Here is a 10,693-nt window from a genome sequence, read left to right on the forward strand (position 1 = left end):
CCTAGCATATATCATAATAATAATCTATCAGCTTATTTGCGCGACTTGGATGAGACAATTTTCTAAGAGCTTTGTTTTCTATTTGTCTAGCTCTTTCTCTAGTCACGTTAAAGGCCTTACCGACTTCTTCTAGAGTATGTCTTTCTCCTCCGTTTAATCCAAAACGTAATTCTAGTACGCCTTTTTCTTTTTCAGTTAAGGTTCCTAGGATTTCTTCTATTTGCTCTTTAAGCAAAGAGGCTGTTACGATTTCTTCTGGTGATAAAGCGTTTTTGTCTGGCAAGACTTCCTCTAGCTCTGTGTCGTCTTCTTTTCCTACTGTTGATTCTATAGATGTTGGTTTTTGAGAGACGTTTATAACTTCTACGACCTTGTCTACAGACATATCCATTTTGTCGGCGATTTCTTCTGGCTTTGGATCTCTGCCTAATTCTGCTGCTAGTAATGCAGATACGCTCGATAATTTATTTATTTTTTCTACCATATGGACTGGCACTCTTATAGTTCTGGCTTGGTCGGCTATGGCACGTGTGATGCCTTGTCTAATCCACCAAGTTGCGTAAGTGCTGAATTTAAAGCCCTTTGTGTAGTCGAATTTTTCGGCTGCCTTTATAAGACCTAATGTACCCTCTTGAATTAAATCTAGCATAGGCATCCCTTTTCTCAAATATTTTCTAGCAACACTTACTACTAGTCTGAGATTTGATTCTACTAATTTTTGTTTAGCTAGTTCATCTCCTTCTGAAACTTTTTTTGCAAGCTCTAGCTCCTCTTCTTTAGTCAATAGAGGTATACTTCCTATTTCTTTCAAATACATTTTTACTGAATCATCTAGGTTTGCAAATTCTTTTGATACTTCTCCCATGTCGTTTTCAATTGTTTCAACATTTTTCATATCTAGCTCCATAGACATTTTTACCCCCTTAATAATATTTACCCTCTTTATATACTTCAATCAGTATATATTTTTAAAAATACTAATACATAGCAAATAAAATTACACGAAATACGACAAATATCCTTATTTCGTTTTTAAAAATTTTTATATCGATTTTTATAATGCTGAATACTATAGATTTTGTGTGATTTTGATGTGTCTTTTCGATATTTTAGTGATACCTTATTATATTCTACATTTTAACTTAAATTCCTTCTTTTTTTTTATTTTTTTGTAGATTTTTGTTATTTTATCTCAAATGCCCCCATTCCCATGGTTCCTTTGAGACCTACACCGCTGTAGATAGCAAATTGTAAGAGCTTCATAACCTCATTTTTAAAGTCTGCACTTCCTTTTACTTTCAAATTTACAGTTCCCATAAATCCTGGTACGTAATTTCCTTTCACTCCAAAATGGCTTGTTCTTAAATTATATCCCGTAATCTCCACATTTTCAACAATTTTTTCAAGAAAATTTTCTTCTAAGTCATTTTTTGAGAAATTTTTGTACTTATTTATAATACTATTGAAAATATGCTTAACTGATGGAAAAATCTCATATCCGCCAGAAGTCCTCTTAAAGCTAGTCGGCGTCTTAAAATTCACTACTATATCTCTCTTTCCAATATCATCTAAAATCATAGCTTGGGTTAACTCCATCTTTTCTATAATCAGCTTTGTCTTTCTATATGTTAAATCTAAAATCCTCCTATCAGACACTAAAATTTTATCTATAATCCCAGACTTAGCCTCCTCAGTCAATGTATTTATCACCCAATAATACTTATTATTTTTGATTTCAAAATACTGACTATACGGTCTTAGAGACTGTCTGTGAAGCACATCTCCGTAATCTCTATCTAAAAATGTCATCATTATACCCTGAAGCACAGAGCCTATGTTGTAGTCGAGCTTCTGCCTTTTATCTAAAGTAAACTCTATAGTCAATCTGTATATCATAATTTTCTCCTCGCTTAATCAAGTTTATTGTCTATAGCATCTAATAAATCGTATATCTCCTCGTACTCGTACATAGTACCTTCTTTAAGCATTTCTCTAAATTCATCAGTGCTCACAAATTTAACTCTAGCGACCTCTTCTTCTTGAAGAACTATATCCTTTAGGTTTATATCTTTTCTTACAAAATATATATCCCAGATCATCCCAAGGCGAGTTTTGAAATAAATCCCGGCAAGTTCGCAGTCCTCTTCTTCGACTGTTATGCCAAGCTCTTCTTTTAGCTCCCTTACACATCCTTGTCTAGTTGTCTCACCTGATATGACTCTACCTGTTGTAAGAGCCCATACTCCAGGCAAAATCTCGCATTTATCTGATCTCTGTTGAACTAGGATTTGTTTTTTAGAATTTATAACCCAGGCCTCTGTAGCTAGATGGTATTCGCCTTCATTCCATTTTTCGTATTTGCCCTTTTTCTTACCAGTAAAATTTCTATCCTTGTCGTAAATATCCCAATATTCCATAGCTTTGCTCCTTTATCTGACATTATTAAAGGACTATTCAAAACGAACAGTCCCACATATTTACACTTCTTCTACAAATTCAATAACACCTTCAGCGAGTCTTTTTACTCTAGCAAGAGAATATACATCGTATCCTGCATCGTCAAGTCTTTGTCTTCCAGGCTGGAATGATTTTTCTATAACTATACCTACACCTGAAACTGTCGCCCCTGCTTCTTCAATCAATCTAATTCCACCAAAAGCAGCTTCTCCATTTGCTAGAAAATCATCTATTAATAGAATTTTATCGTCCTTATCTATGTATTTTTTAGATAGAGTAAGTTCATAGCTAGTCCCCTTTGTAAATGAACTAACTTTAGTTTGATAAACATCTCCATTTAATATTTTAGATTGTTGTTTTTTTAATATAACCATAGGCACGTTTAATTTTATAGCTGTCATAACTGCTGGAGCTATTCCCGAACTTTCTATAGTAAATACCTTTGTTATTCCTTTATCCTTATAATACTCTGCAAATTCTTCTCCCACTCTTTGCATTAGAAAAGGATCTACTTGATGATTTAAAAAACAGTCTACCTTAAGCACTGTTTCGTTGATAGCAGTCCCCTCGCTAAGTATTTTCGCCTCTAATTCCTTCAAATCTGTCACCTCATCTATTTTTATATCTAATTTTTAAATTATTGAACTAATTATACCATAATATGTTTTTTATGTACATAAAACAACTAAATTCAACTTTTTCTTCTATTTTTCATATTAAAAAACAATATTTTTTTATCGATAAACAATAAATAATTATTGACTTAACCTTTTTTCTTTGTTATTATAAATTCATAATAAATTAAATTTAAGGAGGTCTCTTATGAAACAAAATGAATTAGCGAGATCATTAAAATTGTTTATAAGTCTAACTTGTATTATATTGGCAATTGTCGCATTAGTCATAGTTCCAATATTTGGACGCGACATAGCCTCTGAATATCCAGAGTACAGCTATATGTTCTATCCTTGTCTAATATTTATATGGATAACTGCGATTCCATTTTACGGAGCGCTATTTGAAGGCTGGAAAATCTCAAACGAAATCAACAACGACAATTCATTTTCTAAAAAGAATATGGATTCTTTAAATAAAATCAGAAGATACGCTCTATCAGAATGCATTTTATATTTTATAGGTGCGATTATTTTATTATTTTTAAATTTGCTACATCCAAGTATTTTAATTATAATATTATTTATAATATTCGTAGCGATGTGTATATCAGTTTTTACTGCTGTACTTGCTCATCTAGTACAAAAAGCGTGCGATTTAAAGGATGAAAATGATCTCACAATATAGAGGTGATCCAATGAGTCTAAGAATTAATTTAGATGTTGTTTTAGCAAAGAAAAAAATGAGCGTAACGGAATTATCGGAAAGAGTCGGAATAACTATGGCAAATATTTCTATCCTAAAAAATGGAAAGGCAAAAGCTATAAGGTTTACGACCTTAGATAAAATATGTGAGACACTTGATTGTCAGCCTGGTGATATATTAGAATATATTAAAGACGATGATTGATAAAGTGATAGAGTTATATCTATCACTTTATTTTTATCTATTATATATCTACATCTGCTATACCTGCCATCTTAAGTAGGAATTTAGCGTTAGTCGTTACACATCTTCCGTTTCTGATTTTGTAGTCGAATCTAATTTCATCGTCTTCGTAGTATTCAGCGAAATGGTAGTTTACAGCTTTTATATTTTCGTCGCTTTCTAAGTTACATAGTTCAAAATCGTGTGTAGATACTAGGGTTACGCTCCAAGTATTTGAGAGCTTTTTGATTGCCTCTGTGGCGCATATTATTCTATCCGCTGAATTTGTACCCTTGAATATCTCGTCTATTAAGCATATCATAGGCTTTTGATTTTCGTTGTACTCAGTCATCTCCTTGATTCTAAGAAGTTCAGCATAAAACGTAGAAATTCCCTTGTTTACATTGTCTTCTACTCTTATCGATGTGAGTATTTTCATTACAGATGCGTTAAATTCAGACGCTAACACAGGTCCTCCAGCATAAGCAAGCACTAGATTTATACCTATACTTCTCAAGAAGGTAGTCTTTCCTGACATGTTAGAGCCTGTGATTACGCATGTTTTGCCCTTTAGATTTATACCATTGCCGACTGCATCTTCTATTTTTATAAGAGGATGCTTTAGATTTTTAAATTCTATCTGAGGAATTTCGTCCTCGCTTATATCGGCAAATGTATAATCATCTCTAATATATGTGATAGACGCCAAGCTTATTAGAGCTTCTATTTCACCTACAACCTCTAGATATGTTCTTATATACTTTCCATATTTGACTTTCCACTTGTCAAACATATCTATACAGTGAAAATCCCATAAGAAAGCTCCATTTAGCAATACGTTTGCGACAAAATTTTGTCTAAGCGCTATATATTCTCCTATTTTTTTCAGTTCCCCTAGAGCCTTTATACTTCCTCCGTCTTTGCTTAGAGTTTGTTTTAATTCTTTTAAATATTCACTTTTGAATTCCTTATTTTCGATTTCTTTAAATATATTTTCATAGACACTTATATTTTTATAAAAATCTGCTACAGGCAGTAACACAGCTGTGCTCTTTCGCATATTTAAAAACGCTAATAGAAGGTTTAAAATCAAAACTAATTTTAAGAGACTTCCATATATAGCTGGGTTTATTCCGATTAAAAACAATACCACAACTGCTATAAATACAGGAGGTAGTATCCACATCAAAATTCGATTTACGCTAGGCTGAGTAGAGTCTTCGTCCTCACATACTTCTAAGAATTTCTTTATTTCTTTATTTACGTTTTTCTTTTTATTTTCATTTATTAAATACGATAAAGCCTCTATCTCATTAGAAAATTCCTGCATATGAGATAGTTCCTCGACAGCTTTTTGATGCTTCATTATATCATCTAAATTATAATCTGTCTTTTTCAAATGATTTACTAAGCATTTCTTTCCGTAGACAGTATTGGCGCTACAGATATACTGGTATAGAGATCCCTCTCCAAATATATCTAAGTCCTTCAAATAAGGCATTTTTTCATCTAGGTACTCTGTGCCCTTATCTTTGAAGTCGTACCAAGTACCATTTAATCGCTTGATGTATTTTTTATATACCTTAATTTTGCTTTCTTTATATTTTATTTTCGCCTCTATGTCGTTGTGAAGCTTAACAGCCACTAAGAAAACAACTGTCAAAATCAACGCTATCCCATAAAACATATTATTTTTGTTAAAATATCCATACGCCAACACTGCCACAATTACTATAAATAGAGCTACTCTAATCCAACTTATAAAATTGCTCTTTTTATTTAGCTCCTTTAAGCTTTTTTCAATTTCTTCTCGCTTTTTTTTATAATCTTCAATTTTCATTTAAAAATCTCCCTGTAAATAATTTTCTATACAAAAAAGTATAACAGATTTTAACGTCTGTTATACTTTTTTGTTTGTTAAGATTTATTAATTTTTAATGGTTTATATATTTAGCATTGTCGCATTTTCTCCACATACACTTTCGAAGTCCTTTATAAATGCATCTACAGCACATGTAACTGCGTCTAATTTAATTAGTCCGTTCATTACATCTGGAGCTATTGTAGCAGCGCCGATTCCATATTTTGCTAATTCTAAAACTTGTTGAGAATTTTTAAAGCTGGCTGCTATTACTTCTGTTTCTATGTTGTTTTTAACAAATATATCGTGTATATCTTTTGCGACCTTTATTCCATTTGCACCTAAATTGTCTATTCTATTTACATAAGGAGCTGCGTATTTAGCTCCAGCTTTTCCTGCAAGATAGCCTTGCATTTGTGTGTATATAGCTGTTGCAGTTACGTTAACATCTTTTTTTGCAAGAATTTTTATAGCTTTTAAGCCTTCCTTTGTAACTGGTACCTTTATATAAGTATTGTCTCCTAATTCTTGTCTTATTTTATCAGCTTCTTCTACCATGTCTTCAGCAATTTTTGATATTACTTGTACATGTAATTCGCCGTCATTACCTATGAATTTTCTTATTTCCTTTAAAACTTCATAAGGGTTTCTATTTTCCTTTGCTAAAATAGATGGGTTTGTAGTAACTCCATCTACTGGATAGTACATATACATTTCTTTTATTTTTTCTAAATTTGCGTAATCTATTATTAATTTCATAATGTCACCTTTCTTCTGTATTTATTGTTCAATTTTATTTTAACATTATATATTTTAATAATTAATACACATTTTTTCCACCCCTGAGAAATTTTTCAGACTTATTTCAGTTTTTTCAATCGATTAAGCACAAATTATTCTATCAGATATATAGTTTATAAACGTATCAGCCATCAATTTATGCGCCTTTTCATTTGGATGGATGCCGTCTTCACATATAAAATCATCTGTATTTCCTTCAAGTATAATCGGTGTACGTATATCGATTAAATCGCATTTTTGTCTGTTCGCAATATCCATAAGCGCAAGTGAATATGTCTCCTGGTGTTTGTAAATTCTATTTATATCGCCCATCCATCTTTTTATATTATCTGTATTTAGACCATTTTTACCGAACCAATCGAAATACTTTTGAGAAGAAAGCGGAGGCAAATTAGTCAAAATAGGCTCTATGCCATTTTTTCTAAAATTTTCTATTATATTATTTATACTGTCTATAAATTTAGGAAGAGGCGTATTTGGGAAGTATTCTCCGTCTGGATTTTCTGAAATTTCCTTCCAATTGTAGTCACAGTCATTTCCGCCTAATTCCACCAAAGCGTAATTTGGAAGCTCGTCTTTTGATAGACTCTTTTGTATAAGTCTCATAGCCTTTGTAACTGTAAGTCCGAATTTAGAATTATTTTTTATATCGACATCAAGTTCTCTTTTAGTTAACTCTATACTGCTGTTTTTAAGTAGAGAATATCTGTCTTTTCCTTCCTCTAATACGACTCCCTTTAATACAGAATCGCCCCATATAGTTATTTTCTTCATATATATCATACCTTTCTTTTTATATCTATTTTATGTATTTTTTCATTTTATATTATCTAGTTTTTAATACTATATTAAATCTTTATTATAACTAAGTCAAGTATTTTTATATTTCAAATCATATTATCTAGTATTATATATTACATAAACTACTATTGATTATCGTGCTTCTTAATGATAAAATTTTAAAATAGATATCTAACAAATAAGGAGCTGGTAAATTTGGATTTTAAAGATTCTCATTATATAAAGGAAATTTTGGATTTTCACCTTCCAAGGTTTAATGAACTTCCAAATATAGATTTGTACATGGATCAGGTTTTATCGATAATAGAAACCTCTCTGAGTATTTTTTCTTCTGAAGGGGACGAGAAAATCATAACAAAATCTATGATAAACAACTACGTAAAGCAAAGAGTAATAGAAAGTCCTTCTAAAAAGCACTATAAGAAATTTCATGTGGCGTATTTAATAATTATCTCTGTCTTAAAAAGAATACTCAGCATATCTGAAATTTCAAAAATCATAAATAATCAAGACTGCGAGGTAGAGGATTTTTACAACACATTCTGCTGTGAATTAGAGCGCTCTTTAAAAAACACATTTTTAGAGCAAAATGAGGACAACCAAATCGAAGAAAATATACATAACAAAATACTAGTTGCAGCAACTCAAGCATTTGCAAACAAAGTATACGTACAAAAATTAATCGAATTTAATACAGAGGAAGAAAACGAATAAAAAAAGCAATTTACTAATTTGCACTAAACTCATTAGTAAATTGCTTTTTTCTATTACATATTAAATCTATGTACTCTAAACTTGCCTTTATCTAGATTCAATCCTTCAACTTCTCTATTTTTAGTAACTATAAAATATCTATTGTATAAATCGTCTCTGACTTCGTCTTCTAGAGCTTCTATTAAAAATACTTCATCTAAATAAAGTGGAACCTTACCTAAAAATTGCATAAAATGTATCAAATCATGGTCACAATATCCCTTGATTAAAATATCGTCTAAGACCTCTCTGACTCTATACTTATCTTGTATATTAACCTCGTCTAGCGGTTTATTTACATTTACAAAAACTCCATTTTCCATAGCTTCAACATTAAAAACCTCATCTTCTAGTAGAGTCTTATCTATCTCTTCAAATAAATCATTTGGGATATAATTTATCCCCTCTATTCCGCTCAAAAATCCATATCTGTGGTGGTTTATATAATCCTCATAAATTTCTTCATCCTCGATATCCTCGTGTTCGATAAACTCCATTTCAAACAAATTAAAATACTCTGTCTTGAAATTTTTTTCAGATATAAAAATATTAGCGCATAGAGATTTTAATATTTCGCCTGATTTTTTTACAAAATCCTTTAAATAATTTGTAAAATACTCAAAATCGTAATCTAGTATATATCCGCTGATATTAAAGCTTAAAGATCCAAAATATCCAAAATCATCGTCTTCTTCCTCATTCTTTTCTAAATACTCGCAACTAAAATTAAGTCCTATATCTTGAGGTGTAGGCTCACCTAAATAATCAACCTTCTCGCTTTCTATATTTCTCAATATATAATCCTTTATGCTCTCTGTATCCTCCAAGTCAAAATCTAACTCTAAAGATTTCAAAACCCATTCATCCATAAACATCCTATTTGAGATAAAGTTTCTATAGTCAAATCTACTTGAAATTTGATCGCTTTTTAATATACCATCGTACAATAAATTTATTCTTCTATTTATATTATCAGATACATTTGCAAATTTCTTGTGAAGTACTTTGGCTGTCACTTCTTCTTCATCAAACTCCATATCAAATACGAAATCATCTTCAAATTTTTCTACCAAATTGCCTTCTATTAATTTCATAAATTTACATATATCATCTAGTTTTTCATTTTTAAAATTTAAATAAAGACATAAGTTTCTGCAGTCTATCTTTTGACTTTCAGAAAATACACCTGATTTTTTATAATCCATAATATTATCCCCTTTTTACATCGTATACAACATTTTATAAAATTTATTCATCGTACTTTCTAGCGTATTTTTCAAATGCTTCTATATAATTTTTATTATTTCTTCTCTTAACTGCATACTGGTGAAGCTCTATAGTGATTTTACCTTTCTCATCTCTGACAAAGTGATACAAAATCCTAAGCTGAGTATTATCAGCATACCTAAATTTATAAGTGTAGAAATTATTTTCAAATACATCGTACTTTATAGCTTCATTATTAAATATTTTTTCGAAGGGCTGGTCATTTTCCTCAAATTGAATTATTGTTTCACACAATTTATTCAAAGCTTTGTATATCGCCTCTTTCGTCTTTTCGTTTTCTTTATTGAATTTTTTATTTTTTATACTTATACAAATTTTGTCACTCATAAACTATACCACCTATAATTTTTTCATATCCATTTCATATTATTTAAATCCAAAACAATATATTTATTTTAACACATATAAAGCTTAAATTCATCATTTAGCTATCAATGAATAATTCTTTTTAAAATAGCAAAATTTCATATTTCATATATAGTTTTATTTTCTTTTTACTTGTTTTATGATAAAATAATTAATATGTTTTATTTTGCCTTTAAAATTTAGCTTTCGCGTCTAAATTTTTAATATAAAAATGGGTAAAATAAATTAAAATTAAATATCTATTAAAATTAGGAGGATTAACATGGGTTTAAAAGACAAATTTGCCGAATCATATGCTAGATCAAAAACTATGAGCGGACCAGAGAAAAAAGCAAATGAAATTATGGGTAAATTATTAATGAAAAAAGCAATTATACCTATAGTAGCTATGATTATTTTAATAATAGCTGGAGCTATGTTACATATTAACGGATGGATCATTCTTGCAATAAATTTAGCTATATGTGTTGGTACTTTCTTCTATATTAGAAGTCAAGCTAAAGAATTCCAAAACTTTACACCTTATGTAGGTAATTTAATAAGCCTAGAACAAAAAGGTAAAAAAGAATACATCGCAATATTAAAACAAGGTAAAAAACCTATAAAATTAAAAATAGCTTATGGTGGTGAGGATTTACAAAATATCAAGAAAAATCAACTAATCCAAATAAGCTACAACCCAAAATATCAAATTGCAATATTAGTTACTAGATAGTATCTCAGGGGATGTCGCAAGTAAATTGCGATCATCCCTTTTTAATTTTTATTATTAGTTTTTATACACAACTTCTCTATATATTTTAAGTGCATTGGCTAGCTGGTCT

General features: G+C 30.3%; 13 protein-coding genes. 4 read left to right on the forward strand and 9 right to left on the reverse strand.

Annotation, left to right across the window (positions count from 1 at the left end; translation table 11 throughout):
- Position 1: 1 nt before the first annotated feature.
- The 4 genes from MR593_RS02075 to MR593_RS02090 form a co-directional block, all read right to left on the reverse strand.
- The gene (locus MR593_RS02075; protein ID WP_290686515.1) at positions 2-895 is read right to left on the reverse strand and encodes a sigma-70 family RNA polymerase sigma factor; all 894 of its coding nucleotides are present in this window, start codon (positions 893-895) and stop codon (positions 2-4) included.
- 287 nt (positions 896-1,182) lie between these two features.
- Positions 1,183-1,896, reverse strand: a complete 714-nt coding sequence (gene cas6, locus MR593_RS02080; protein WP_290686486.1) for a CRISPR-associated endoribonuclease Cas6 — start codon at positions 1,894-1,896, stop codon at positions 1,183-1,185.
- A 14-nt stretch (positions 1,897-1,910) separates the two neighbouring features.
- Entirely contained in the window at positions 1,911-2,417 is a 507-nt protein-coding gene (locus MR593_RS02085) for an NUDIX hydrolase (RefSeq protein ID WP_290686489.1), read from the reverse strand.
- Between the two features lie 60 nt (positions 2,418-2,477).
- Positions 2,478-3,065, reverse strand: a complete 588-nt coding sequence (locus MR593_RS02090; protein WP_334301806.1) for a xanthine phosphoribosyltransferase — start codon at positions 3,063-3,065, stop codon at positions 2,478-2,480.
- A gap of 214 nt (positions 3,066-3,279) precedes the next feature.
- Here MR593_RS02090 and MR593_RS02095 point away from each other — a divergent pair, with 214 nt between their 5' ends.
- Both MR593_RS02095 and MR593_RS02100 read left to right on the forward strand, forming a co-directional pair.
- Positions 3,280-3,759: a DUF2975 domain-containing protein gene (locus MR593_RS02095; protein WP_290686494.1), complete on the forward strand. Its 480-nt coding sequence runs from the start codon at positions 3,280-3,282 to the stop codon at positions 3,757-3,759.
- A 10-nt stretch (positions 3,760-3,769) separates the two neighbouring features.
- A complete protein-coding gene (locus MR593_RS02100; protein WP_290686496.1) occupies positions 3,770-3,982 on the forward strand; it encodes a helix-turn-helix domain-containing protein in 213 nt (70 codons plus the stop codon).
- A 40-nt stretch (positions 3,983-4,022) separates the two neighbouring features.
- On the opposite strand, the gene MR593_RS02105 is transcribed toward MR593_RS02100, so the two are convergent.
- The 3 genes from MR593_RS02105 to MR593_RS02115 all read right to left on the reverse strand — a co-directional run bounded on the left by MR593_RS02105 (position 4,023) and on the right by MR593_RS02115 (position 7,436).
- Positions 4,023-5,840 carry a MutS-related protein gene (locus tag MR593_RS02105; protein WP_290686499.1) on the reverse strand — a complete coding sequence of 606 codons (1,818 nt, stop codon included), beginning with the start codon at positions 5,838-5,840 and terminating at the stop codon, positions 4,023-4,025.
- Between the two features lie 102 nt (positions 5,841-5,942).
- Entirely contained in the window at positions 5,943-6,620 is a 678-nt protein-coding gene (locus MR593_RS02110) for a transaldolase family protein (protein WP_290686502.1), read from the reverse strand.
- A gap of 123 nt (positions 6,621-6,743) precedes the next feature.
- On the reverse strand, positions 6,744-7,436 hold the full coding sequence (locus MR593_RS02115) for an SGNH/GDSL hydrolase family protein (protein WP_290686504.1): 693 nt from the start codon (positions 7,434-7,436) through the stop codon (positions 6,744-6,746).
- 222 nt (positions 7,437-7,658) lie between these two features.
- Here MR593_RS02115 and MR593_RS02120 point away from each other — a divergent pair, with 222 nt between their 5' ends.
- Positions 7,659-8,177, forward strand: a complete 519-nt coding sequence (locus MR593_RS02120) for a DUF1836 domain-containing protein (RefSeq protein WP_290686507.1) — start codon at positions 7,659-7,661, stop codon at positions 8,175-8,177.
- Positions 8,178-8,230: 53 nt separating this feature from the next.
- Here the strand turns inward: MR593_RS02120 and MR593_RS02125 are convergent, their stop codons facing one another.
- Positions 8,231-9,421 carry a hypothetical protein gene (locus tag MR593_RS02125; RefSeq protein ID WP_290686509.1) on the reverse strand — a complete coding sequence of 397 codons (1,191 nt, stop codon included), beginning with the start codon at positions 9,419-9,421 and terminating at the stop codon, positions 8,231-8,233.
- Positions 9,422-9,464: 43 nt separating this feature from the next.
- Positions 9,465-9,830, reverse strand: coding sequence for a hypothetical protein (locus tag MR593_RS02130; protein WP_290686511.1), 366 nt, complete (start codon positions 9,828-9,830; stop codon positions 9,465-9,467).
- A gap of 301 nt (positions 9,831-10,131) precedes the next feature.
- Here MR593_RS02130 and MR593_RS02135 point away from each other — a divergent pair, with 301 nt between their 5' ends.
- A complete protein-coding gene (locus MR593_RS02135; RefSeq protein WP_290686513.1) occupies positions 10,132-10,584 on the forward strand; it encodes a hypothetical protein in 453 nt (150 codons plus the stop codon).
- Positions 10,585-10,693 lie beyond the last annotated feature (109 nt).

It is taken from the genome of Intestinibacter sp. (assembly GCF_022780145.1).
Classification (GTDB): domain Bacteria; phylum Bacillota; class Clostridia; order Peptostreptococcales; family Peptostreptococcaceae; genus Intestinibacter.